Source organism: Pseudomonas saudiphocaensis (assembly GCF_000756775.1).
Lineage (GTDB): Bacteria > Pseudomonadota > Gammaproteobacteria > Pseudomonadales > Pseudomonadaceae > Stutzerimonas > Stutzerimonas saudiphocaensis.
In genome coordinates this window covers 112,944-135,824 of record NZ_CCSF01000001.1, presented here as the reverse complement: position 1 = coordinate 135,824, position 22,881 = coordinate 112,944, and the positions used below count along the sequence as shown (strand labels likewise).

General features: G+C 60.5%; 25 protein-coding genes. 4 read left to right on the top strand and 21 right to left on the bottom strand.

What is annotated here, in order from left to right:
- The first annotated feature begins 129 nt into the window (after positions 1 to 129).
- The gene (locus BN1079_RS00680) at positions 130 to 1,131 is read left to right on the top strand and encodes an NADP-dependent oxidoreductase (protein WP_037021595.1); all 1,002 of its coding nucleotides are present in this window, start codon (positions 130 to 132) and stop codon (positions 1,129 to 1,131) included.
- Between the two features lie 68 nt (positions 1,132 to 1,199).
- Here BN1079_RS00680 and pyrF read toward each other — a convergent pair whose 3' ends face one another.
- Positions 1,200 to 1,895, bottom strand: a complete 696-nt coding sequence (gene pyrF, locus BN1079_RS00675) for an orotidine-5'-phosphate decarboxylase (protein WP_037021594.1) — start codon at positions 1,893 to 1,895, stop codon at positions 1,200 to 1,202.
- A gap of 152 nt (positions 1,896 to 2,047) precedes the next feature.
- On the opposite strand from pyrF, the gene BN1079_RS17195 reads away from it, so the two are divergent.
- Entirely contained in the window at positions 2,048 to 2,215 is a 168-nt protein-coding gene (locus BN1079_RS17195) for a DUF2897 family protein (RefSeq protein ID WP_074436812.1), read from the top strand.
- On the opposite strand, the gene BN1079_RS00670 is transcribed toward BN1079_RS17195, so the two are convergent.
- From BN1079_RS00670 to BN1079_RS00645, 6 genes are all read right to left on the bottom strand, one after another.
- Positions 2,212 to 3,642: an aminotransferase-like domain-containing protein gene (locus BN1079_RS00670; RefSeq protein ID WP_037021593.1), complete on the bottom strand. Its 1,431-nt coding sequence runs from the start codon at positions 3,640 to 3,642 to the stop codon at positions 2,212 to 2,214. The two genes, BN1079_RS17195 and BN1079_RS00670, sit on opposite strands and share 4 nt — an antisense overlap.
- 110 nt (positions 3,643 to 3,752) lie before the next feature.
- A complete protein-coding gene (locus BN1079_RS00665; RefSeq protein ID WP_037021592.1) occupies positions 3,753 to 4,556 on the bottom strand; it encodes an OmpA family protein in 804 nt (267 codons plus the stop codon).
- Positions 4,553 to 4,906, bottom strand: coding sequence for a DUF4398 domain-containing protein (locus BN1079_RS00660; protein WP_037021591.1), 354 nt, complete (start codon positions 4,904 to 4,906; stop codon positions 4,553 to 4,555). The genes BN1079_RS00665 and BN1079_RS00660 overlap by 4 nt, the downstream gene beginning before the upstream one ends.
- Before the next feature lie 19 nt (positions 4,907 to 4,925).
- Positions 4,926 to 5,741, bottom strand: a complete 816-nt coding sequence (locus BN1079_RS00655; protein ID WP_037021590.1) for a substrate-binding periplasmic protein — start codon at positions 5,739 to 5,741, stop codon at positions 4,926 to 4,928.
- A 118-nt stretch (positions 5,742 to 5,859) separates the two neighbouring features.
- Positions 5,860 to 6,789 carry an electron transfer flavoprotein subunit alpha/FixB family protein gene (locus BN1079_RS00650; protein WP_037021589.1) on the bottom strand — a complete coding sequence of 310 codons (930 nt, stop codon included), beginning with the start codon at positions 6,787 to 6,789 and terminating at the stop codon, positions 5,860 to 5,862.
- Entirely contained in the window at positions 6,790 to 7,539 is a 750-nt protein-coding gene (locus tag BN1079_RS00645) for an electron transfer flavoprotein subunit beta/FixA family protein (protein ID WP_037021588.1), read from the bottom strand.
- Between the two features lie 330 nt (positions 7,540 to 7,869).
- Here BN1079_RS00645 and BN1079_RS00640 point away from each other — a divergent pair, with 330 nt between their 5' ends.
- Positions 7,870 to 9,525: an electron transfer flavoprotein-ubiquinone oxidoreductase gene (locus BN1079_RS00640; protein WP_037021587.1), complete on the top strand. Its 1,656-nt coding sequence runs from the start codon at positions 7,870 to 7,872 to the stop codon at positions 9,523 to 9,525.
- 82 nt (positions 9,526 to 9,607) lie between these two features.
- Here the strand turns inward: BN1079_RS00640 and BN1079_RS00635 are convergent, their stop codons facing one another.
- The 3 genes from BN1079_RS00635 to BN1079_RS00625 all read right to left on the bottom strand — a co-directional run bounded on the left by BN1079_RS00635 (position 9,608) and on the right by BN1079_RS00625 (position 11,488).
- On the bottom strand, positions 9,608 to 10,171 hold the full coding sequence (locus BN1079_RS00635) for a DUF1285 domain-containing protein (protein ID WP_037021586.1): 564 nt from the start codon (positions 10,169 to 10,171) through the stop codon (positions 9,608 to 9,610).
- A 9-nt stretch (positions 10,172 to 10,180) separates the two neighbouring features.
- Positions 10,181 to 10,783, bottom strand: a complete 603-nt coding sequence (locus BN1079_RS00630) for a DUF4823 domain-containing protein (RefSeq protein WP_037021585.1) — start codon at positions 10,781 to 10,783, stop codon at positions 10,181 to 10,183.
- An 84-nt stretch (positions 10,784 to 10,867) separates the two neighbouring features.
- Complete coding sequence (locus BN1079_RS00625) at positions 10,868 to 11,488, bottom strand: TetR/AcrR family transcriptional regulator (RefSeq protein WP_037021584.1); 621 nt, start codon at positions 11,486 to 11,488, stop codon at positions 10,868 to 10,870.
- 73 nt (positions 11,489 to 11,561) lie between these two features.
- On the opposite strand from BN1079_RS00625, the gene BN1079_RS00620 reads away from it, so the two are divergent.
- On the top strand, positions 11,562 to 12,695 hold the full coding sequence (locus tag BN1079_RS00620) for an aminotransferase class V-fold PLP-dependent enzyme (RefSeq protein ID WP_037021583.1): 1,134 nt from the start codon (positions 11,562 to 11,564) through the stop codon (positions 12,693 to 12,695).
- Between the two features lie 207 nt (positions 12,696 to 12,902).
- Here the strand turns inward: BN1079_RS00620 and BN1079_RS00615 are convergent, their stop codons facing one another.
- The 11 genes from BN1079_RS00615 to fabD form a co-directional block, all read right to left on the bottom strand.
- Complete coding sequence (locus tag BN1079_RS00615; protein ID WP_037021582.1) at positions 12,903 to 14,300, bottom strand: amino acid permease; 1,398 nt, start codon at positions 14,298 to 14,300, stop codon at positions 12,903 to 12,905.
- Between the two features lie 181 nt (positions 14,301 to 14,481).
- On the bottom strand, positions 14,482 to 15,261 hold the full coding sequence (locus BN1079_RS00610; protein WP_037021581.1) for a TatD family hydrolase: 780 nt from the start codon (positions 15,259 to 15,261) through the stop codon (positions 14,482 to 14,484).
- A 131-nt stretch (positions 15,262 to 15,392) separates the two neighbouring features.
- A complete protein-coding gene (locus tag BN1079_RS00605; RefSeq protein ID WP_037021579.1) occupies positions 15,393 to 15,749 on the bottom strand; it encodes a PilZ domain-containing protein in 357 nt (118 codons plus the stop codon).
- 31 nt (positions 15,750 to 15,780) lie between these two features.
- On the bottom strand, positions 15,781 to 16,767 hold the full coding sequence (locus BN1079_RS00600; RefSeq protein WP_037021577.1) for a DNA polymerase III subunit delta': 987 nt from the start codon (positions 16,765 to 16,767) through the stop codon (positions 15,781 to 15,783).
- Positions 16,760 to 17,392, bottom strand: coding sequence for a dTMP kinase (gene tmk, locus BN1079_RS00595; RefSeq protein WP_037021575.1), 633 nt, complete (start codon positions 17,390 to 17,392; stop codon positions 16,760 to 16,762). The genes BN1079_RS00600 and tmk overlap by 8 nt, the downstream gene beginning before the upstream one ends.
- Complete coding sequence (mltG, locus tag BN1079_RS00590) at positions 17,389 to 18,456, bottom strand: endolytic transglycosylase MltG (protein WP_037021574.1); 1,068 nt, start codon at positions 18,454 to 18,456, stop codon at positions 17,389 to 17,391. Before mltG ends, tmk begins: the two co-directional genes overlap by 4 nt.
- Positions 18,453 to 19,268 carry an aminodeoxychorismate lyase gene (gene pabC / locus BN1079_RS00585; protein WP_037021573.1) on the bottom strand — a complete coding sequence of 272 codons (816 nt, stop codon included), beginning with the start codon at positions 19,266 to 19,268 and terminating at the stop codon, positions 18,453 to 18,455. The genes mltG and pabC overlap by 4 nt, the downstream gene beginning before the upstream one ends.
- 2 nt (positions 19,269 to 19,270) lie before the next feature.
- Entirely contained in the window at positions 19,271 to 20,515 is a 1,245-nt protein-coding gene (gene fabF / locus BN1079_RS00580; protein WP_037021572.1) for a beta-ketoacyl-ACP synthase II, read from the bottom strand.
- Between the two features lie 190 nt (positions 20,516 to 20,705).
- On the bottom strand, positions 20,706 to 20,942 hold the full coding sequence (gene acpP / locus BN1079_RS00575) for an acyl carrier protein (protein WP_016493661.1): 237 nt from the start codon (positions 20,940 to 20,942) through the stop codon (positions 20,706 to 20,708).
- 195 nt (positions 20,943 to 21,137) lie between these two features.
- A complete protein-coding gene (fabG, locus tag BN1079_RS00570; RefSeq protein WP_037021571.1) occupies positions 21,138 to 21,881 on the bottom strand; it encodes a 3-oxoacyl-ACP reductase FabG in 744 nt (247 codons plus the stop codon).
- 14 nt (positions 21,882 to 21,895) lie between these two features.
- Complete coding sequence (gene fabD, locus BN1079_RS00565) at positions 21,896 to 22,831, bottom strand: ACP S-malonyltransferase (RefSeq protein ID WP_037021570.1); 936 nt, start codon at positions 22,829 to 22,831, stop codon at positions 21,896 to 21,898.
- Positions 22,832 to 22,881: the final 50 nt, after the last annotated feature.

The following is a 22,881-nucleotide window of genomic DNA, read 5'->3' as shown; positions in this document are numbered from 1 at the left end:
GTTGTGACACCGGTGGATCTCGCAGCCCGATCACTCGTACGGATAGCGCGTCATTCCAGCCTTCCGGCTTTGCTTGCGCGGCCAGCATCGGCGGGCTAAACCGAGGCTTTGTATAGAGCAGAGGTTTTCATGAGTCAGATCAATCGCCAGTTCCTGCTGGCCAAGCGACCCATCGGCACTCCCAGTCGCGATACCTTCGAGTTCGTCGAACAGCCACTGGGCGAACCCGGCCCGAACCAGATCCTGGTCAAGGTGGAGTACTTGTCGCTGGACCCGGCGATGCGTGGCTGGATGAACGATGCCAAGTCCTATATTCCGCCGGTCGGCATTGGTGAAGTCATGCGTGCCCTGGGCGTCGGCAAGGTGATCGCCTCTCGTCATCCGAACTACGCCGAAGGCGATTACGTGAATGGCGCGCTGGGTGTACAGGCGTACTATCTCGACGAGCCGAAAGGCTTCTACAAGGTTGACCCGAATCAGGCGCCACTGCCTCGCTATCTCTCGGCGCTGGGCATGACCGGCATGACCGCCTACTTCGCTCTGTTGGCGGTGGGTGAGCCCAAGCCCGGTGATACCGTGGTGCTCTCGGGTGCTGCCGGCGCAGTGGGCAGCGTTGCCGGGCAGATCGCCAAGATCAAGGGCTGCCGTGTGGTGGGCATTGCTGGGGGCGCCGACAAATGCCGTTTCCTCATTGAAGAGCTCGGCTTCGACGGTGCCATCGATTACAAGAGCGAAGACGTCGCTGCCAGCCTCAAGCGCGAGTGTCCCAAGGGTGTCGATGTGTATTTCGACAACGTTGGCGGCGATATCCTCGATGCCGTGCTGACCCGTCTGAGCGTGGGAGCCAGGGTGGTGATCTGCGGGGCGATCAGCCAGTACAACAACAAGGAAGCGGTCAAGGGCCCAGCGAACTACCTGTCGCTGCTGGTCAACCGCGCGCGCATGCAGGGCATGGTCGTCACCGATTACGTGTCGCGCTACCCCGAGGCCATGAAGGATATGGCCGGCTGGCTGCAAAGCGGCGAGCTGAAGAGCAAGGAAGACATCGTCGAAGGGCTTGAAACCTTCCCCGAGACGCTGATGAAGCTCTTCACCGGTGAGAACTTCGGCAAGCTGGTGCTGAAGGTCTGAGCCTCACTTGGCAGCGGCAGGGCTGGATGCATCCAGCCCTGTACGTTCACCGAATCTTCAGGCGAAGGCTATGACAGCTCGGCCACCACAGCAGCCAGCGCCAGGGCCGGGTCAGCCGCCTGGGCAATGGGGCGCCCGATAACCAGATAGTCGGAGCCTGCCGTCATCGCCTCGGCCGGCGTCAGGATACGGCGCTGATCATCGGCAGCGCTGCCGGCTGGGCGAATGCCCGGCGTTACCAGTTGCAACTGCGCGAACTGCTCCTTCAGCGGCCGGGCCTCCTGAGCCGAACAAACCAGCCCATCCAGGCCAGCCTGCGCAGCCAGTCCGGCCAGGCGCAGTACCTGTTGCTGAGGAGCGATATCCAGACCGAGATCAGCCAGATCCACCTGCTCCATACTGGTCAGCACCGTCACGCCGATCAGCAGCGGCTTGGCTCCATTTGCCTTGTCCAGCGTCTCGCGGCAGGCCGTCATCATCCGCAGACCGCCCGAGCAATGCACGTTGACCATCCATACCCCGAGTTCGGCAGCCGCCTTGACGGCCATCGCGGTGGTGTTGGGAATATCGTGGAATTTAAGATCCAGGAACACCTCGAAACCCTTGGCCTGCAGAGCCTCAACCACTTGAGGACCACAGCGGGTAAACAGCTCTTTGCCGACCTTGACCCGGCACAGCGTGGGATCGAGCTGCCCGGCCAGCTCCAGCGCGGCAGCCTGGGAAGGAAAGTCGAGCGCAACGATGATGGGAGTCTGGCAGGTCATGAGGGAGTCCTTGGCAAAATTCGGCGCGTATTGTCGCAGAAAATCTAAATCGAAACCGCGCCGGCACATCGCCCTGAACACCAGGGGTGACGCTGCCAGGCGCCTCGGCGTAAGGTGGCAGACATATTCCTAGCAATGTTCAGGAGAAAGCCATGCCCTGGTATATCTGGTTGCTGCTGGCAGTGGTGCTCGGCAGCATCATCGGCGGCCTGCTGATGCTGCGTGCAGGGGCACGCAAGATCCCACTTACCGAAGAGCAGAAGCAGCGCATCGCCCAGCGCAACGCCGAAGCGGACGCCGAAGACGCTCGCAACCGTTAGGCCGCCTCGCGACAGAGCTGCGCAGCAAGCTTGCCAAGCGTTTCAAGCGCCCGCTCCGTTCCGACCGACCATGGCAATCCGCAGTTGAGCCGCACGCAGTGGTTGAACTGCTCGGTATTGCTGAAAATCAGTCCCGGCGCAATGCTGATTCCCTGCTGCAGCGCCAGGGTATGCAGATCCTTGGTATTGATTCGCGCCGGCAGGCTGACCCAGAGGATGAAGCCGCCGGTGGGTCGCGTCATCTGCGTGCCTTCCGGGAAGTAACGCTGCACCGCCAGCTGAAAGGCGCTGAGATTCTTACGGTACTCCTGCCGGATAAACCGCAGATGGCGGTCGTAACCGCCGTTTTCCAGATAGGCAGCGACGCCCATCTGGGTAACGCTGCAGGCGGAGTGGGTGCTGAAGGTCTGCAGTCGCTGAATCTCTTCACGATAACGACCGGGCAGGATCCAGCCGATACGCACGCCGGGCGAAAGGGTCTTGGAAAAGCTCGAGCAGTAGGTCACCCGCCCTTCATGATCATTGGACTTGAGCGCTCTGATCGGCCCCGACTCGAACATCAGCTCGCCGTAGATATCGTCCTCGACGATCTGGATATCGAAATGCGCCGCCAGCTTCAACAGCTGCTTCTGACGCTGATCGGGCATGCTGCCGCCCAGGGGGTTGCTCAGCCGCGCGGTCAGCACCAACGCCTTGATCGGCCACTGGCTGGCAGCCAGCTGCAAGGCCTCGAGACTCAAGCCGGTGTCCGGATCGCAGGGGATCTCGATAACCTTCAGCCCAAGCAGGTCGGCCAGCTGCAAAAGACCGTAATAACTGGGCGATTCGGTCGCAATCAAATCACCGGGACGGGTCAGCACCCGCAGCGACATCTGCAGCGCATCGACGCAACCGTGGGTGATCACCACCTCGTCCGGCCCGACCACCACCCCGGCATCACGCATACGAATCGCCACCTGCCGGCGCAGCGGCTCGTAGCCTGGGCTGAACATATAGCTGAAGGCACGCGGGCTCTGAAAACGGGTGACCTTGGACAGTTGCTGGTGCAAGGCCCGCACCGGCAGGTAGTCGACATGGGGTACCGCTGCGCCCAAGGGGATCAGGCCTTCGCGGCGCGACTCGCTGAGCACCTGATTGATGATGCTGCTGCGGGTTATCAGAGCCGGGCTTTCCACCAGGGCGATATCCGGCGTCGGCGCCGTGAGCGCCGGCGTATGGTGAACATAAAAGCCAGACTGCGGGCGGGCACGAATCATGCCCTGGTCTTCGAGGTTGGCGTACGCCTGCAGCACGGTAGCGTGACTGACCTTTAGCTGCTGGCTCAGCTTGCGCACCGAGGGCACTCGCTCGCCCGGCAGATAGACACCGCTGCGGATATCCTCCGCAAGCTGCTCAGCGATGCGCTGATAGAGCAACAGACTGGTCATTTCGTCGATCTCCGCCAACTGAACCGTAACAGTAGTACAGCGATAGCAATCATGACCGGTACAGTTTCGGATTAACTCGGCGACACAGTGAGCGACACGGGCCGCAGTTATTACTCGCGCGGGTTGCCCAGCCGCCCTTCGGCATCGGAAAAGACGATCTCGACCCGGCGGTTCAGTGCACGGCCACGCGCTGACGCATTCTCGCTGATGTGGAAGGCCTCACCGTAACCCGCTACCTCCATCCGACGAGCCTCCACACCCAGCTCCTCCAGGAAATTGGCGACCACCTGGGCGCGGGAGTGCGACAGCGCCAGGTTTTCCGCTGCGCTGCCACGGTTGTCCGTATAGCCTTCAATGCGCACCCTGCGCGTAGGATTGAGCTGGAGAAAATGCGCCAGCTTGAGCAGCCGCTGATTAGCCGCTTCGCCCAATTCGGCACTGGCGGGCTTGAACAGTACATCACCCAAGGTCATCACCAGCCCGCGCCCGGTTTCGGCAGCGGCGAGGCCGTCCATCTGCTCCTCCAGCCACTGGCTCTGCTGACGCCTGTCCAGCAAGCGCGCCTGCTGCAGGGTCCGGCGCAGTCGTTCGTGTTCCATTTCTAAGTGGGTAGCCCGTCGCTCGTTCTGCAGCTGCTCGCCGTGCTGACTGGCAATCTGGCTATAGCGCAGACTCAGGTAGGCATAATGCCGGGCATCCTCGGCGCCACCCCAATAACCGGCAAAGCGTTTGGCACGCTCCAGCGATTCTTCGGCACGTCGCACGTCCTTGGGTGCATCTGCGAACACTTGAGGATCTTTGCTAACGGCCTGGTAGGCCAGCTCTGCATCATCCAGCGCCTGCTTCACTTCGGAGCCCACACACCCCTGCAGCAAGCCCAGCACCAGCAACCCGGCGATGACAGACCTGTTCATTGCAAAGCTCCCAGCTGCTCACGCAGTTGAGCGATGCGCCGGTTCAGCTCCGACAGCTGAAGCTGGCTCTTCTCGTTCAACACCCGGGCCTCGGCCAAACGCGCGTCCAGCTCGGCCTCCTCGGCCAGCAAGCGTGCCTCGCGGTAGTCTTTCTTCTGCATAGCAACCTGGGCTTTGGCGAGTTTTGCTTCAGCCATGCGCAGATCCGAAGCTTGCGGCGCAACACCACTCGCATGTGCCTGAGCTACGGCCTGCTCGGTAATTTTCAGCTGTTCGTAGGGCGCCGGATCACTGGCGCACCCGGCAAGCATGGCCAACGACAGGAAGGCGCAGGAAAAGGATGTTCGCAAACACGTGCTCCCGATCAGATTAAGGTTTCGATTCAGCCAACTGCTGTTTCCAGCGCTCGAGATTCTCCGCCAGCAATTGCTCTACGATGCCGGCAGCGCGCAATTCTGTCATTTTCACCGCCAGCTGTCCGCGCAGCCAGGGGCTGTTGCAGGCCGAGTCGTGGGACACCGCAAAATGCATCCCCTGCTCGACCACCGGCGGCTCCAGCCGCTGCACCGTGTCGAGAACGCCCAGCGCACTCAGCTGCGCCACGGCGTTGTAGCGCTCGTGCAATACATAGTCGACCTTCCCCGCCTGCAGCTGCTGGACGGCTTCGGCCAGACCCGGCAGCGAGCGTATACGGAGATTCTTCTTGGCGTACGCCTCGAAATCACCCCGAAATTTTGTCTCTCTCCCAAGGACTCCAGAGCGCTCGTGCAGGTCCTCACGGCTGGCGTAGAGAAAGCCTGGCTCAGGACGAACCCAGGCAACCCATTGGCGAGAGGCAATGGGCGGGTGGACGATGTCCATCTGCTGCAGCGACTGCGAGCTCACCGAGGCATCGATCAAAAGGTCCATCCGGCCACTACGGACTTCGTCGTAGGCCTTGCCGGAGTCGCCGGCGTACAGAACCTCAAGCTTGAGCTCGAGTGAATCGGTGATTTTCTGCAGCAGATCGGCATTGGCGCCGATCAACCTCTTGGGATTCTGCGGATCACGCCAAAGAAACGGCGGATTATCTGCGCCGCCGGTGGCAATCAGGCGCTCGCATTTCCCTGCTGCCGCGCTGGCAGCCAGCGGAGCCGCCAGAGACAACACGATCAGAGTGATTTTCAGCAGCAACGCACCACGCATGGAAAGCCTCGTCATCAATAGCAGGCCAATGAAGCCAGGCGGCGATCTTAGCATTGCAACCGAGCGCCCAAGAAAAACCCGCTACGCGAGCGGGTTTTTTCTTCAGCACATTAGGGGCTCAGACGAGCTTTTCCAGCTCCGGCACGATCTCGAACAGATCGCCTACCAGGCCGTAGTCAGCCACCTGGAAGATCGGTGCGTCTTCGTCCTTGTTGATCGCGACGATCACCTTGGAGTCTTTCATGCCCGCCAGGTGCTGGATGGCGCCGGAGATGCCGACCGCGATATACAGCTGCGGCGCGACGATCTTGCCGGTCTGGCCGACCTGCATGTCGTTGGGCACGAAGCCGGCATCCACTGCCGCGCGGGAGGCGCCCACTGCAGCGCCGAGCTTATCGGCCAGCGAGTACAGGTGCTTGAAGTTGTCGCCGTTGCCCATGCCACGGCCACCGGAGATAACAACCTTGGCGGCAGTAAGCTCAGGACGGTCGGACTTGGCCAGCTCTTCGCCGACGAACGAAGAAATGCCCGCATCACCGGTAGCGGATACCTGTTCAACGGTAGCGGAACCGCCTTCGGCATTGACCGGATCGAACCCGGTGGCACGTACGGTGATGACCTTGATAGCCGCCGAGGACTGCACGGTGGCGATGGCGTTACCAGCGTAGATCGGACGCTTGAAGGTATCAGGGCTTTCGACCGAAACGATCTCGGAGATCTGATCGACGTCCAGCTGAGCGGCCACGCGCGGCAGGAAGTTTTTGCCGTTGGTGGTCGCCGCAGCCAGAACGTGGCTGTAGTTGCTTGCCAGACCGGCGATCAGGGGCGCGACGCTTTCCGGCAGCTGATTGGCGTAGGCAGCATCATCGGCGACCAGAACCTTGGATACGCCTTCGATCTTGGCAGCCGCTTCACCGATGGCCGCGCAACCGCTGCCAGCCACCAGCACATGAATGTCGCCGCCGATAGCCTTGGCAGCTGCCACTGTATTGAGCGTTGCAGCAGCCAGAACGGCGTTGTTGTGTTCAGCGATAACCAGGATAGTCATTTAGATTACCTTCGCCTCGTTCTTCAGTTTCTCGACCAGTTCAGCCACGGACTTGACCTTGATACCGGCGCTACGTGCAGCCGGCGCCTCGACCTTGAGGGTCTTCAAGGTAGATGTGGTGGTAACACCCAGCGCGTCTGGCGTCAGGGTTTCCAGCGGCTTCTTCTTGGCCTTCATGATGTTCGGCAGCGACGCATAGCGCGGCTCGTTCAGGCGCAGGTCAGTGGTAACGATCGCTGGAAGGTTCAGCGCTACGGTCTGCAGACCGCCATCGATTTCACGGGTGACGTTGACCTTGTCGCCGGCCACTTCCACCTTGGAGGCGAAGGTGCCCTGGGCATAGCCAGTCAGTGCACCAAGCATCTGGCCGGTCTGGTTGTTGTCGCTGTCGATGGCCTGCTTGCCAAGGATGACCAGTTGCGGCTGCTCCTTGTCGACCACCGCCTTGAGCAGCTTGGCCACCGCCAGGGAATTCAGCTCTTCGCCGGATTCGATCAGGATCGCTCGGTCAGCACCCAGCGCCAGCGCGGTACGCAGCTGCTCTTGAGCCGCGGTCGGGCCGATGGTGACGACAACGATTTCGCTCGCCACGCCTTTCTCTTTCAGGCGTACGGCTTCTTCCACGGCGATTTCGCAGAAGGGGTTCATCGACATCTTGACGTTGGCGAGGTCAACGCCGGAGTTGTCCGCCTTGACGCGAACCTTGACGTTGTAATCGACCACTCGTTTGACAGCTACGAGAATCTTCATGGATTCCTCTTACTCTCCGGTGATGGGGATTCCGCCGAGGCGAACCGAAATCGATTCGTGATTCAGGCTGCAATCATGGCCGCCAGCCTGTTCGGCGAGTGCAAAACTGCCCGTATCTTGAACGCTGGGCATTGGGCCGGTCAACAAAACATACAGCCCGTCACAGGTACGGCCGGTCGATTCTAAACAGGGTTCGGAAAAATTCAAACAAACGTTTGTATTGGACCCGTCCGGGTGGCTATATATAATGCCTGCCCGGCGGGGTCAGGTAACCAGTAAAGCCCCTTCCATCCTCTATATAGAACAATCAGCCTGAGTAGGAGAAAGCCAATGGAACGCGAATACATGGAATTCGACGTCGTTATCGTCGGTGCCGGCCCCGCGGGCCTGTCCGCTGCCTGCCGGCTGAAACAGAAAGCTGCCGACGCTGGCCAGGAGATCAGCGTCTGCGTCGTCGAGAAGGGCTCCGAGGTTGGCGCCCACATTCTATCCGGTGCGGTGTTCGAGCCGCGTGCACTCAATGAACTGTTCCCCAACTGGAAGGAACTTGAGGCGCCGCTGAACACCCCGGTCAAACGCGACGACATCTACCTGCTCAAGAGCGCGGAATCGGCCAGCAAGCTGCCCAATGCATTCGTTCCCAAGACCATGCACAACGAGGGCAACTACGTTATTTCCCTCGGCAACCTGTGCCGCTGGCTGGCGCAACAGGCTGAAAACCTGGGCGTCGAGATTTACCCTGGCTTTGCCGCCCAGGAAGCACTCATCGACGAACAAGGCGTGGTGAAGGGCATCCTGACCGGCGATCTGGGTGTCGACCGCGAGGGCAATCCCAAAGAAGGCATGTACACCCCGGGCATGGAGCTGCGTGCCAAGTACACCCTGTTCGCCGAAGGCTGCCGCGGGCACATCGGCAAGCAGCTGATCAGCCGCTACCAGCTCAACGCCAACGTCGATCCGCAGCACTACGGTATCGGTATCAAGGAACTCTGGGACATCGATCCGGCCAAGCATGAGCAGGGCCTGGTGGTGCACACCGCCGGCTGGCCGCTGGACGACGAGAACCCCGGCGGCTCCTTCCTCTATCACCTGGAGAACAACCAGGTCGTAGTGGGACTGATCGTCGACCTGTCCTACAGCAACCCGCACCTGTCGCCGTTCGACGAGTTCCAGCGCTATAAGCACCACCCGGTGATCAAGCAGTATCTGGAAGGCGGCAAGCGCGTGTCCTACGGTGCCCGTGCCATTGCCAAGGGTGGCCTGAATTCCCTGCCGAAGATGGTATTCAAGGGCGGCGCGCTGATCGGCTGCGACGCCGGCACCCTGAACTTCGCCAAGATCAAGGGCAGCCACACGGCAATGAAGTCCGGCATGCTGGCCGCCGAAGCCGTCGCCGATGCACTGCTGGCAGGCAACGAGGGCGGTGACGAGCTGAGCGCTTATGAAGAAGGCTTCAAGAACAGCTGGCTGTACGACGAGCTGTACAAGAGCCGCAACTTCGGCGCTGCGATCCACAAGTGGGGCGCAGTCAAGGGCGGCGCATTCAACTTCATCGACCAGAACATCTTCGGCGGCAAGATCCCCTTCACGCTGCACGACACCAAGCCGGATTACGCCTGCCTGAAGCTGGCCGACGAAGCGAAGAAGATCGACTACCCGAAACCGGACGGCAAGCTCAGCTTCGACAAGTTGAGCTCGGTATTCCTCTCCAATACCAACCACGAGGAAGAGCAGCCGGTTCACCTCAAGCTGACTGACCCGAGCATCCCGATCGACAAGAACCTGCCGATGTACGATGAACCGGCGCAGCGCTACTGCCCGGCAGGCGTCTACGAGGTGGTGACCAACGACGACGGCAGCAAGCGCTTCCAGATCAACGCGCAGAACTGCGTGCATTGCAAAACCTGCGATATCAAGGACCCTGCCCAGAACATCACCTGGGTAGCGCCGGAAGGCGCCGGTGGCCCCAACTACCCCAACATGTAAGACAGAAAAAAGGCTCCTTCGGGAGCCTTTCTTTTTTGCCGCGCTTTGGTCTCGGCCACCGCTTGGGCCGGACACCGAAGGGTTATTGGCGTCCTATCGGAAAGAACTTACCGCCACTCCAGACGCCCAGCCAATCTTCATCATTGATCTGGCAAGGCACCGCCAAGTCCACCAGCTGATAGAACACATTGCGGTGGATCAGCGCATCCAGATTGGCGCGCACGTGTACATAGGGCGCCGGTTCCTGGGTCTGCGGATCGATCTCGAAACGCAGCGGATGCTCAGGCCCAGCTTCGACCTCGTCCTCGACGTTGGTCACAAAGCGCAGCAGCTGCCCCTCGCCCTGCCCCTCGACTTCCAGTCGAACCGCCACAAAGGGGGCATCCTCGACCTGAATACCGACCTTCTCGACGGGCGTCACCAGGAAATAATCGTCGCCATCACGGCGTATCACGCTTGAAAACAGCTGCACCATGGCCGGCCGGCCAATGGGCGTACCCATGTAATACCAGCGCCCATCGCGGGCGATGCGCATGTCCAGATCGCCGCAGAATGGCGGGTTCCACAAGTGCACCGGGGCTGGTCCCTTTTTACCGCTTTTGGGAATCTGCCCCAGCAGGTTTGCAGCTTTGTCCGAATCTGTCATTGGAAGTCCTCAGCGTGCAGTACCCAGCAAACGCCGTGCATAGTCGCGCAGCGGCGGCCCTAGCAACTCTTCAGGCTGATTATCGTACAAGCCCAACACCCCGCCTCGGCTGCGGATCCGAGCCGTGTCCACCAGATAGCGGGTGCCCGTCTCGACCAGCATCAGCTGCACCACGCTGCTATCCACGCCCAGGCGATCCAGGGCACGCTGGTCATTCAGTTCATCGAAGCTGCCAATGCGATCGTCCGCTGCGGCAAAGCGCATGTACAGCAGATAGTGGGCACCGACGGCGGTCGCCTGTGCCATCGCCTCTTCAAGCCCGAGCGGCTGGGCTGAACGGCGGACCATAGGAAAATATTCGACGAAGCCCTTGAAAGCTTCCTCGGCGACCACGTTTGGCCGCGGGTAGGCATCCCCCGGCGGGACGAAGTGGCCCTGGGCAATATAGATGAAAGAATCGGGCTGCAACCGCCATGAGGCTGAACGGCGCGTTTCACTGTGATCAAGAATGCCCGCGTCGCGCAGGTGATAACGCGTGCCCTCGGCCATGTCGCTGATTTTCATACAGCCACTTAGCACCAGCATCGCCAGTACAACGCCCAACAATCGCATGTCACCGCCTCCTGTAGAGACGTCGGAATTCCGACGACAGGCCCGGGCAATGCAGCAACCGCGCCATCTGGCTCTGTCAGCCCGCTAGTCGCGCTTGCGCTTGTTGCCCATCCGCACGCCTATATCCATCAGGAACTGGAAGAAGCCTTCCTGATCCTCCAGCACATTGCTCCAGAACGGCGAGTGGTACAGCGCTACGGCCCCATGCACCAGCGCCCAGGCAGCGCAGTAATGGAAGTAGGGCGGCACGTCTTCCAGTTTGCCTTCGGCGATTCGCCCCTTGATCAGCTGGGTCAGGTGCTCGAAGTTCGAGGCACGGATACGGTGCAGTTCCCCGATCATCTCGGGCTCCTGATTACCCTTGACCACCTTTTCCTCAAGGCGATCGAACAGCCGATAGCGCTGCGGATCGCCCATGCGAAACTCGAAGTAGGCGCGCGACAACGCTTCCTTGTCCTGGTCCAGGCTCGGCGAATGCAGCAGTTCGTTGAGGTCGCGCTCGTAGTCGAGCATCAGCCGCAGATAGATCTCGGCCTTGGATTTGAAGTGCTTGTAGATGGTGCCTTTGCCGATCCCGACCTTGTCGGCGATCATCTCGACGGTAACGCTGTCTTCGCCCTGCTCCAGAAAGAGCTGGAGGGCGATGTCAAGAATCTCTTGCTCGCGGCGGCGGAATTCACGGACCTTGCGCGGTTCAATTTGCATAAGAGGGTGTAACGTCAAAAGTCTAGGCAGAACATTATGCCTATCCAGTCAGAAAATGCACGGAACAACACCGATGAGAACATTGAATGACGAATTTCCTCAAATCGAAGGCCTTCGTTACCTAAATCACGCTGCAGTCGCGCCTTGGCCACGTCGTGCAAGCGAAGCCGTTACGCGCTTCGCCCAGGAGAACTTGACCCTTGGCGCCCGGGACTATCCTCAGTGGCTGAAAGTCGAGACCAGTTTGCGCGGGCGACTGGCCCGACTGCTGAATGCACCGACCACGGCCGACATTGCCTTGGTGAAGAACACCTCCGAAGCGCTGTCGTTCGTAGCCTTCGGCCTGGACTGGAGAGCTGGCGACCAGATCGTTATCAGCGACGAGGAATTCCCGTCAAACCGGGTGGTATGGGAAGCTCTGCAACCCCAGGGGGTCGAGGTGATACGCGTCAGTCTCAAGGGTGCCGATCCGGAAGCTGCGCTGCTGGCCGCCTGCGGGCCGCGGGTACGCCTGATGTCCATCAGCGCCGTGCAGTACGCCAGCGGCCTGCGTCTGGATCTGCCACGACTCGGCGAAGGCTGCGAGCAACGCAGCGTATTGCTGTGCATTGATGCGATCCAGCAGCTCGGTGCCCTGCCCTTCGATGTGCGTGAGAACCGTTGCGCCTTTGCCATGGGCGATGGGCACAAATGGCTGTTGGGCCCCGAGGGCCTAGGCGTGTTCTATTGCCGCAGCGATCTTCGCCCCCAGCTGAAACTGCATGAGTACGGCTGGCACATGCTGGAGCACGCGGGCGACTATGACCGCGAAGACTGGCAACCGGCCCGTAGCGCGCGTCGCTTCGAATGCGGCAGCCCGAACATGCTCGCAGCCATGGCGCTGGAAGCGAGCCTTTCATTATTGGAAGAGGTGGGCATGGAAAAGGTCGCCCAGGGACTGTCCGCACGGATCGATCACTTGCAAGGCGAGCTATCGGCCATGCAAGGGGTCGAACTGAAGAGCCCGGCCGAGCCCCAGCGACGCGCCGGCATTCTGACCTTCAGCGTCGACGGCTGGGACAATCAGGCTCTGTTCGAACGACTTAAATCGGAGCAGATCGTCTGTGCGCAGCGCGGTGGAGGTATCCGCCTTTCACCACACTTCTATACCCCAACCGAGGTGATCGAGCAGACATTATCGATCATTCATGGCTTGAAATCGGGGTAGGCGATCAATGGCCCGACAGCTATTCCAAATCCGTTTTAAAACGGCGGCAAATGCTCAGCAGAGTCATCGATAACGACCAATACTTCTCTTACTGGGCGTGCCCTCCCCCCCAAAGCACGGCCAGTTGAGGGAGCGAGGAGCGTGACCTCAAACTCCTATATGGTCTTACCCGGCGTTGAGCCGGGTTTTTTTTTGCTGGCCAAAGGATCAGCTTGCCCCGGCCCGCTGACGGGCACAGCGCAGACGGAAGCATCCCCAGATGAACAGCACCCAGAACGGCACTACGATGACCGACGTACGAACATTCGGCAGCCAGAGCATGATTACCGCGATCAGCACCACGAAAGCCAGGCACAGGTAGTTGCTGAACGGATACCAGAACGACTTGAAGAACGGGTCGACGCCCTGAACCAACATTGCCTTGCGAAACTTCAGATGCGCCAGGCTGATCATTGCCCAGTTGATCAACAGCGCCGCAACCACCAGCGACATGAGCAGCACCAGAGCGTCTTGTGGAAGCAGGTAATTGACCAGGACGCATAGCAGGGTCATCGCCCCGGAAAAGGCGATGCCCAGTACAGGCACACCACGGCGGTTCACCCGCATCAGCGCCCGCGGCGCATCGCCCTGCTCGGCCAGCCCGTAGAGCATCCGGCTGTTGCAGTACACGCCGCTGTTGTAGACCGAGAGCGCCGCCGTCAGCACTACGAAGTTGAGGATATGCGCCGCCGTATCGCTACCGATCAGGGAAAATATCTGTACGAACGGGCTGCTGCTATACGGATCACCCGCAGCCCCCAAGGCTTGCAGCAGGCTATCCCAGGGATACAACGCCAACAGCACGCTAAGCGCGCCGATATAGAAAATCAGGATACGGTAGACCACCTGGTTGACGGCTTTGGGAATCACCGTCTTTGGATCAGACGCCTCGGCTGCAGTAATGCCCACCAACTCCAGCCCGCCAAAGGAAAACATGATGATCGCCAGCGCCATCACCATCCCGCTGATGCCGTTGGGAAAGAAGCCGCCGTGGGTCCACAGATTGCTGAAGCTGGCCTGCTCACCGCCCCGCCCGCTGAACAGCAGATAAAGCCCCAGCACGATCATGCCAATGATGGCCCCGACCTTGATGATCGCGAACCAGAACTCGGTCTCACCAAACGCTTTTACGTTGGCCAGGTTGATCAGATTGATCAGTATGAAAAAGGCCGCCGCCGTGGCCCAGGTCGGCACTTCCGGCCACCAGAACTGGACGTACTTGCCGACCGCAGTCAGCTCGGCCATGCCCACCAGCACATAAAGCACCCAGTAGTTCCAACCGGATAGAAAGCCGGCAAAGGGCGACCAGTATTTGTGAGCAAAATGACTGAAGGAGCCTGCGACCGGCTCCTCAACGATCATCTCGCCGAGCTGACGCATGATCAGAAAGGCGATAAACCCGCCGATGGCATAGCCGAGGATCATCGAGGGCCCGGCACTGCGCAGGACGCCGGCCGAACCCAGGAAAAGCCCAGTGCCGATGGCGCCACCCAGTGCGATCAGCTGAATGTGCCGGTTTTTGAGCCCCCGCTGTAAACAGCCGGTGGGTGACGGGTCACTGGACATGGCACAACCTATTTAAAAAGCATGGCGCCCTGCCCTGACGAGCAGGATGAGATAGCCTGGCCTGTAGCTTCTGCTGACAGGCCAGTCGGGCGGTCGGAGTAATAAAGCGGCGCGAATTGTACAGGCTAGCGGCCGGAACAGCCCGCGTCATGACGTAGCGCCTGTCGACCGGTGCTTATGTTCAGACTCGAGCCAAGGGGAACAGCCGACGAAAATTATCGGTGGTTTGCTCGCTCAGCTGATCGAAGTCGACACCACGCAGCTGCGCCACGAACTGCGCCACTTCACGTACGTATTGCGGCAGATTCGGCTTGCCCCGATGCGGAACCGGCGCAAGATAAGGCGAGTCGGTTTCCACCAGCAGACGGTCGGCAGGCACTCGCCGCGCCACGTCGCGTAGGGCATCGGCGTTGCGGAACGTGACGATACCCGAGAAGGAGATGTAGTAACCCAGGTCGAGCGCCGCCTTGGCCATGTCCCAATCCTCGGTGAAACAGTGCAGCACGCCGGCGTGGGGCAATGCGGCCTGGCGCAACAGCTCCAGGGTATCGGCGCGAGCCGAGCGGGTATGGACGATCACCGGCTTGCCGCAGATACGGGCAGCGTCCAGATGCAAGCGGAACGAGCGCCGCTGCAGCTCGGCGGCTTCCGGCTCGTAGTGGTAGTCGAGCCCCGTCTCGCCAATGGCTACGGCATGTGGATGCTCCAGTTCGGACAGCAGCCAGTCGAGCGCCGGCTCGCTATTGGCCGTCAGATCCAGCGGGTGCACGCCCACCGAACAATCGACATCCGCGTAACGCTCAGCCAATGCCTTTACCGCAGCGGCATTGTCCGCGCTGACACCGATACAGAGAAAGTGACCGACACCACGCTGGCGCGCAGCCTCCAGCGCTGCATCGAGGGAACCCTCGTGGGCGGTGAGATCAAGGCGATCGAGATGACAGTGGGAATCTACCAGCATTGAGCACACAACCAGAAAATCAGGACAGGTCGCGCATTATAGAAGGAAAGGAGCTGGAAGTCGGAGCGGGTCCGTGAGCGCAACGCCGGGAAGCTATGACTTGAGGCCTGGATGGCCAGGTACAAGCAGTGCTACATCGTATGCGTAGGACGGTCGGACTTCATTGCGCCGGCCAGGTAGGTTTCGATCTTGTTGCGGGCGGTGGAGTCGTTTTCACTGAACTGCACACCGACACCAGCCGCCCGGTTGCCCTGGGCACCCTTTGGGGTAATCCAGACGACTTTGCCGGCGACGGGGATCTTTTCTGGCTCATCCATCAGGCTAAGCAGCATAAAGACCTCATCGCCGAGGTTGTAGGTCTTGTTGGTAGGAATGAAGAGTCCGCCATGCTTGATAAACGGCATAAAGGCGGCATAGAGCACCGATTTGTCCTTGATGGTCAGAGACAAAATTCCGTTACGTGGCCCCAGGTTTGCAGGCAGGCTCATGAGCAATTCCTTGCAAAAATTCCGTCAGAGTCTAACGCGCTCCAGGCAGATTTGCCCACTGTACCAACAGCGCTTCGAGAAGCAAGACACGGTTGAGGTTGGCTTTGCCCAAAACTTTCTGTCGATGGGCCAGCAGCCAGTCCTGTAGCGCCAGCAGCTTCGCCGGTGTCGTTTTTTGCGCCAGATACTGGATCACCTTGGCCATATCGGCTGCCCCCAGCCCCTGCTCATCGCCACTCATCTGATAACGCAGGATCAGGTGCGCCCACTCGCAGAACCAGTCGAACAACAGGATCAGCGACAGCGGGTTCCAGGCTTCCGCCAGCTGGCTGGGCGACTGTTGCTGCTTGAGCAGTTTCTTTATCCCCTCAACGACCTGCGCGCGCATTTCCAGCACACCCAGCTCGTGCAGCCGGCACGCAGCCAGAGGCGAGCCCGCCGCCAGCGTCAGCAACTCCTCACGTTGCTCGCTGGGCAATTCGGGAAGTTGCTGAGCTATCCAGTCAAGGCTCTGCTCACGCGCCGGCAAAGGGCAAGCCTGCTGCACGCAACGACTTCTGATGGTCGGCAACAGCCGACTTGGCTGATGACTGATCAATAGCAACACGGTATCGCCGGCCGGCTCTTCAAGGCTTTTGAGCAGAGCATTGGCCGCGTTGAGATTCATAGCCTCGGCCGGTTCGAGCAGCACCACTTTGCGCCCGCCGAGCTGCGCGGTCTGGGTCACGAAACTGACCAGCTGGCGTACCTGATCGACACGGATTGCCTTGTCGGCCTCTTCCGGTTCAAGGATGTAATGATCGGGATGAGTCTGTGCGGCGAGCAGCTGACAACTCCTGCAGTCGCCACAGGCGCCGGCCAGGGATGGCTGCCGACACAGCAACAGTGCCATCAATTGCTCGGCCAGAGCCCGCTTGCCGATACCCGCCGGACCATGCAGCAAGTAGGCATGGGCATGCTGCTCGCGCCCCGCCAGTAATTGCCACAGACCGGACTGCCAGGGAAGGATGTCAGCCACGGAGGCGCTCCAGGATCTGCGGCAGCAGTGCCTGCAGGTCGCGCTGTACCGCAGCCAGCGGCTGGCCGGCATCGATCACCTGATAGCGTGTCGGCGCCTGTCGAGCGCGCTCGAGATAGGCATTACGCACGGCTTCGAAGAAGCCCAGACCTTCCTGCTCGAAACGATCAAGCCGCCCACGGGCGGCCGCTCGGCTCAGGCCGATATCGACCGGCAGATCGAATATCAGCGTCAGGTCCGGACGCAGGTCGCCCTGCACGAAGCTTTCCAGTTGCTCGATACGCTGCTTGGCCAGGCCGCGGCCACCACCCTGGTAGGCATAGGTGGCGTCGGTGAAGCGGTCGCACAGTACAACCGTTCCCCGCGCCATCGCCGGACGGATTACCTGATCGAGGTGCTGCGCACGCGCGGCGAACACCAGGAGCAGCTCCGTATCACTGGCCATCGGCTCATCGCTGGGGGCCAGCAGCAGCTCGCGAATACGCTCGGCCAGTGGCGTGCCTCCCGGCTCGCGGGTCAGCAGCACATCGATGCCACGCTCGCGCAGGCGCTCGGCGAGGAACTCGCGGTTGGTACTCTTGCCCGCACCCTCAGGCCCTTCCAGGGTAATAAAGCATCCTGTCACTGATCATTCTCGCTTGAAGCCGGCGCCGGCCGGGGCGCTGGACTGGAACGGTAATCGGCGCGGCGCTTGAGCTGATATTCGCGTACCGCCCGATTATGCTCGGCCAGCGTATTACTGAAGACGTGGCTGCCATCGCCCCGCGCCACGAAATACAGGCTGCTGCCCTCCAGCGGATGCAGGGCTGCGTGGATCGCCTCGCGCCCGACCATGGCAATGGGCGTCGGCGGCAGACCAGCATTGGTGTAGGTGTTGTAAGGCGTCGGCCTGCGCAAGTCGGCTCGGGTAATGCGCCCGCGATAGCTCTCGCCCATGCCGTAAATCACTGTCGGATCAGTCTGCAGCAGCATGCCGCGAGCCAGACGGCGCACGAATACGCCGGCAATCTCCCCCCGTTCCTCGGGCACGCCGGTTTCCTTCTCGATGATCGAAGCCATGATCAGCGCCTGATACGGATCCTTGTAGGGCAAGCCCTCGCTGCGCCCTGCCCACTCCTCGGCCAGCACGCTTTCGAGACGGGCGAAGGCCCGTCGCAGCAGCTCGATATCGGTCACGCCGCGGGTGAAACTGTAAGTATCGGGGAAGAAGCGCCCTTCCGGATGCAGATCGGCATAACCAAGCTCTGCCATGACCTGGCTGTCCGACAGCTCGCTTATGGTCTGCTCGATCAGCGGCGATGCTTTCAGCGCAGCACGCACCTGCCGGAAATTCCAGCCCTCAACAAGGGTCAGGGTATGCTGGACCACCTCACCACGCTGCCAAAGCCCGACCATATCCCTCGCCGTCATGCTCGGAAGCAGCCGATACTCCCCACCGTGCAGATTCTGACCGGAGAGATTCAGTCGCCAGTACAGACGCAGCCAGAAAGCATCTTTCAGAACACTTTCACGCTCCAGCCGCTGGAACAGGCCACTGGGCGTATCTCCGGTTTTGACTTCAAGGGTATAAAGGTTATCCAGCTGCAGCGGTTGCTCCAGCGCGGCGTAGAGCTTCCAGGCAACCAGGCCAAGCGACAGCGCGGCGAGCAGCACAAGGCCCAGCAGCGCAAAAAACAGTTTACGAATCACGTACCACTCGACAGGTCGGCAATGAGATTCTGCAGTTTACGTGTGAGCGGACCCAGCGGCCAGACATGGCTCTTAAGCTGGCGCACGGGCCAGATGCCATAAAGGCTATTGCAGACAAAAACCTCATCAGCCGCGAGCAGCGCCTCGAAGCTGACATCACAGACCTCTACAGCGATGCCCGCACGCTGCGCCCGTTCAAGGATTTCAGCCCGCATCACGCCCGCGATACCGCAGCGTTCAAGGGATGGCGTCTGCAGAACGCCTTTGCTGATCAGAAAGATATTGCTGTATACGCCCTCAATGACGCGCCCGGACATATCGCGCATCAACCCCTCGGCAAAGGCCGGATCCTGCCATTCACTACGAGCAAGAACCTGCTCCAGGCGATTAAGATGCTTCATCCCGGCCAAGGCCGGTTGCTCGGCCAGGCGCGTGGCACAGGGATATAGCTGCACACCCCGCTCGGCATGCTCGCGGGGATAGGCGGGCGCCGGCGAACCCAGCAGCAGCGTACGCGGCGAGCTTGGTCGTGGCGGTGCATAGCCACGCTGGCCATCCCCTCGGGTAAGAATCAGCTTGGCAACGCCGTCACCAAGCGCCGCACTGAATTCAAGGATCTGCGCGCGCAACTGCTCAGGTTGGCAAGGAATGTCCAGACGCTGACAGCCCGCCTCCAATCGTTGCAGGCGGCGGCTCAGCAATAGCGGCCGTTGATCGACCACCCGGATGGTTTCGAACAGACCGTCGCCATAGGCGACGCCACGGTCGTGAACGGGCACCCCGGCAGCGGGGTACCCGTCCACCCAGGTCAATGTCACTCGGCGAACCGGCGGAATACCAGCGAGCCGTTGGTGCCGCCAAAACCGAAGGAGTTGGACACCGCAACGTCGATCTGCCTTGGCTTGGCCTGATGCGGCACAAAGTCCAGATCGCAGCCTTCGTCCGGCTCATTGAGATTGATGGTCGGCGGCGCAACCTGATCGCGAATGGCCAGAATGCTGAAGATGGCTTCGACCGCACCGGCGGCACCCAACAGGTGGCCCACCATGGATTTGGTCGAGCTAACCGACAGGTTGTAGGCGTGGTGACCGAAGACCGTCTTGATCGCTGTCGCTTCAGCCTTGTCGCCCGCTGGCGTCGAGGTGCCGTGGGCATTGATGTAATGCACCTGCTCGGCATCGATCCGCGCATCCTGGATCGCATTACGGATGCAGCGCGCAGCACCTGCGCCGTCTTCCGGCGGCGAGGTCATGTGGAACGCATCGGCGCTCATGCCGAAACCTATCAATTCGGCGTAGATCTTGGCACCGCGCGCGCGCGCGTGCTCCAGTTCCTCCAGGACCAGCGCACCGGCGCCATCGGACAGGACGAAGCCGTCTCGCCCCTTGTCCCACGGCCGGCTCGCCGTCGTCGGGTCGTCGTTGCGCGTGGACAGTGCCCGAGCAGCGCCAAAACCACCGATCCCCAACCCGCAAGCGGCCATTTCCGATCCGCCCGCAACCATCACGTCAGCTTCGCCATAAGCGATATTGCGCGCCGCCATACCAATGCAGTGCGTGCCAGTGGTACAGGCCGTGGCAATGGCGTAGTTCGGACCTTGCAAACCCAGATGGATCGAGAGGAAGCCCGAAACCATATTGATAATGGAGCCCGGTACAAAAAACGGCGAGATACGCCGCGGCCCTTGCTCGATAAGGGATCGGCAGCTGTTCTCGATATTGGTCAGGCCACCAATGCCCGAACCCATGGCAACACCGATACGCTCACGATTGGCATCGGTGACTTCCAGCCCGGAGTCGCTCACCGCCTGAAAGCTGGCAGCCAGGCCGTACTGGATGAAGAGATCGAGTTTGCGCGCCTCTTTGGCTGACAAATATTGCTCGACGTCGAAATTCTTGATCGATCCACCGAATCGGGTGGCATAAGCGGAAAGATCCATGTGGTCCAACAGGCCGATGCCACTGCGGCCGGCGAGAATCCCCTGCCAGCTGCTTGGCACATCGTTACCCAGCGGCGACAACATGCCCATACCGGTAATGACGACGCGTCTACGCGACACAGTAATTCTCCTTACGTTTACTTTTAGCCCGAGCTGCTCCGTTGGCAATCACAACGGAAAGGGAGCATCTTTCACAGAGATCGCTCGCGTGGGCGCGTTACGTCACTGCATTTATTCTGTTTTTCAAACAAAAGCCGCACTACCCGTTCAGAGGCAGTGCGGCTCTACTGACTTGAAGCAGGATTACAACTTACTGCGCGTGGGCGTTGATGTAATCGATGGCTTCTTGAACAGTGGTGATCTTTTCGGCTTGCTCGTCCGGGATCTCGGTCTCGAATTCCTCTTCCAGAGCCATCACCAGCTCAACGGTGTCAAGGGAATCGGCACCCAGGTCTTCGACGAAGGAAGCGCTGTTGGTGACTTCATCTTCCTTGACGCCAAGTTGCTCGGCAACGATTTTCTTGACGCGTTCTTCGATGGTGCTCATACCTTGTTTTCACTCCTATGGAAAAATCCAGGCAGCTGGTGGTCTGCGCGGTAGTGTATAGAAAGCGTTTTCCGCATTTCAAGCTGAAAGCGGGCAAGCATGAATCAGCTTGCAACCTTCTGTCTATAAACTTGCCGCAATTTTATAACGAAAAATATCAGCCGTTATGGCTGCACACATGCATTGGGCGGCGCATCAGCTCATGTACATGCCGCCATTCACCGGAACCGTAGCCCCGGTAACATAGGCAGCACCATCAGAAGCCAGAAAGGCGACGACCTTAGCAATCTCTTCCGCCTGACCGAGACGACCCAGAGGGATCTGCCCCAGCAGCGCGTCACGTTGAGCTTCAGGCAGCTCACGCGTCATGTCGGTATCAATGAAACCCGGCGCCACGGCATTGACCGTGATACCGCGCGAGCCTACTTCACGAGCCAGCGCACGACTGAAACCCTCGAGCCCCGCCTTGGCTGCGGCGTAGTTTACCTGCCCCGCATTGCCCATGGCACCCACTACGGAACCAATGCTGATGATCCGCCCCCAGCGCGCCTTGGTCATGCCGCGCAGAACACCCTTGGTAAGGCGGTAGAGGCTATTCAGGTTGGTATCGATCACATCATTCCATTCGTCATCTTTCATGCGCAGCATCAGGTTGTCGCGAGTGATGCCGGCATTGTTGACGAGGATGGCAGGCTGCCCAAGGTGCTGCTGGATGTGCTCTAGAGTAGTGGCGACGGACTCGTCGTTAGTCACGTCCAGCACCAGGCCGGCGCCCTCGATGCCATTATCCCGAAGGGTTTCAGCAATGCGCTCAGCCCCTGCAGGAGAAGTCGCAGTACCGATCACGATGGCACCTTGGCGGCCCAGCTCGAGCGCCACGGCCTGACCAATACCACGGCTGGCACCGGTAACCAGTGCAACCTTGCCTTGCAGATTCATAGTCTTCTCCTTGTTCATGCCAGCGCGCCGCGAGTGGCGGCGAAGGCATCGGGGGTGTCAAGATTGTAGGTGTTGATGCCCTTGACGCAACGCTTGTTCAGGCCCGACAGCACCTTGCCAGGACCGCACTCGACCAGATCGGTCACGCCACGCTCACCCAGCGCTACGATGGTTTCGACCCAACGCACCGGGCTGTAGAGCTGAGCCAGCAGGTCGCGCTTGAGCGTGTCGAGATCGTCGACTACCGCCGCACTGACGTTCTGCACCAGGGCAATTTCAGGAGCCTGCCAGGCCGCAGCAAGCAGCGAGTCAGCGAAACGCTCCGCCGCCGGGCGCATCAGATCGCAATGTGAAGGCACACTGACCGGTAGCGGCATGGCACGCTTGGCACCCTTAGCCTTGCAGACTTCTATAGCGCGCTCGACCGCCGCCGCGGCGCCTGCAATCACAACCTGGCCTGGTGCGTTGAAGTTGACCGCACTGACCACCTCACCCTGCGCCGCCTCGGCACAAGCAGCCAGCACATCGGCATCTTCCAGACCCAGGATGGCCGCCATGCCGCCAGTACCGGCCGGCACTGCCTGCTGCATCAGCTGACCACGCAGTTCGACCAGCTTTACCGCATCGGCAAACGGCAGGCTACCCGAGGCAACCAGCGCACTGTATTCGCCGAGGCTGTGACCCGCCACGAACGCCGGACGCGCGCCCCCCTCAGCAATCCAAAGGCGCCATAGCGCGATGGACGCGGCGAGAATGGCCGGCTGGGTCTTGTCAGTCTGATTCAGCTGCTCTTGCGGACCTTGCTGGACCAGCGCCCAGAGGTCGTAGCCCAGGGCGGAAGAGGCTTCGGCGAAGGTTTCGAGCACCAGGGCCTGAGTGCCGTACTCGGCGAGCATACCCACGGACTGGGAACCCTGTCCCGGGAAGACGAATGCAAGTGATGCGGACATGAAACAGCTCTCTTGTTGTGTGTTTCGTCAAAAGAATGCGCCATGCCGGC

What these genes read in the sequence shown, in the direction of transcription:
- BN1079_RS00625 (WP_037021584.1), bottom strand. Translation starts at nt 11,488, where the DNA reads ATGCAAATTGAACCGCGCAAGGTCCGTGAATTCCGCCGCCGCGAGCAA.
- BN1079_RS00680 (WP_037021595.1), top strand. Translation starts at nt 130, where the DNA reads ATGAGTCAGATCAATCGCCAGTTCCTGCTGGCCAAGCGACCCATCGGC.
- BN1079_RS00665 (WP_037021592.1), bottom strand. Translation starts at nt 4,556, where the DNA reads ATGAACAGGTCTGTCATCGCCGGGTTGCTGGTGCTGGGCTTGCTGCAG.
- BN1079_RS00610 (WP_037021581.1), bottom strand. Translation starts at nt 15,261, where the DNA reads ATGCTGGTAGATTCCCACTGTCATCTCGATCGCCTTGATCTCACCGCC.
- pyrF (WP_037021594.1), bottom strand. Translation starts at nt 1,895, where the DNA reads ATGACCTGCCAGACTCCCATCATCGTTGCGCTCGACTTTCCTTCCCAG.
- BN1079_RS00655 (WP_037021590.1), bottom strand. Translation starts at nt 5,741, where the DNA reads ATGCGTGGTGCGTTGCTGCTGAAAATCACTCTGATCGTGTTGTCTCTG.
- fabD (WP_037021570.1), bottom strand. Translation starts at nt 22,831, where the DNA reads ATGTCCGCATCACTTGCATTCGTCTTCCCGGGACAGGGTTCCCAGTCC.
- BN1079_RS00620 (WP_037021583.1), top strand. Translation starts at nt 11,562, where the DNA reads ATGAGAACATTGAATGACGAATTTCCTCAAATCGAAGGCCTTCGTTAC.
- BN1079_RS00670 (WP_037021593.1), bottom strand. Translation starts at nt 3,642, where the DNA reads ATGACCAGTCTGTTGCTCTATCAGCGCATCGCTGAGCAGCTTGCGGAG.
- BN1079_RS00630 (WP_037021585.1), bottom strand. Translation starts at nt 10,783, where the DNA reads ATGCGATTGTTGGGCGTTGTACTGGCGATGCTGGTGCTAAGTGGCTGT.
- BN1079_RS00605 (WP_037021579.1), bottom strand. Translation starts at nt 15,749, where the DNA reads ATGAGCCTGCCTGCAAACCTGGGGCCACGTAACGGAATTTTGTCTCTG.
- BN1079_RS00615 (WP_037021582.1), bottom strand. Translation starts at nt 14,300, where the DNA reads ATGTCCAGTGACCCGTCACCCACCGGCTGTTTACAGCGGGGGCTCAAA.
- BN1079_RS00635 (WP_037021586.1), bottom strand. Translation starts at nt 10,171, where the DNA reads ATGACAGATTCGGACAAAGCTGCAAACCTGCTGGGGCAGATTCCCAAA.
- BN1079_RS00640 (WP_037021587.1), top strand. Translation starts at nt 7,870, where the DNA reads ATGGAACGCGAATACATGGAATTCGACGTCGTTATCGTCGGTGCCGGC.
- BN1079_RS00645 (WP_037021588.1), bottom strand. Translation starts at nt 7,539, where the DNA reads ATGAAGATTCTCGTAGCTGTCAAACGAGTGGTCGATTACAACGTCAAG.
- BN1079_RS17195 (WP_074436812.1), top strand. Translation starts at nt 2,048, where the DNA reads ATGCCCTGGTATATCTGGTTGCTGCTGGCAGTGGTGCTCGGCAGCATC.
- fabG (WP_037021571.1), bottom strand. Translation starts at nt 21,881, where the DNA reads ATGAATCTGCAAGGCAAGGTTGCACTGGTTACCGGTGCCAGCCGTGGT.
- acpP (WP_016493661.1), bottom strand. Translation starts at nt 20,942, where the DNA reads ATGAGCACCATCGAAGAACGCGTCAAGAAAATCGTTGCCGAGCAACTT.
- BN1079_RS00650 (WP_037021589.1), bottom strand. Translation starts at nt 6,789, where the DNA reads ATGACTATCCTGGTTATCGCTGAACACAACAACGCCGTTCTGGCTGCT.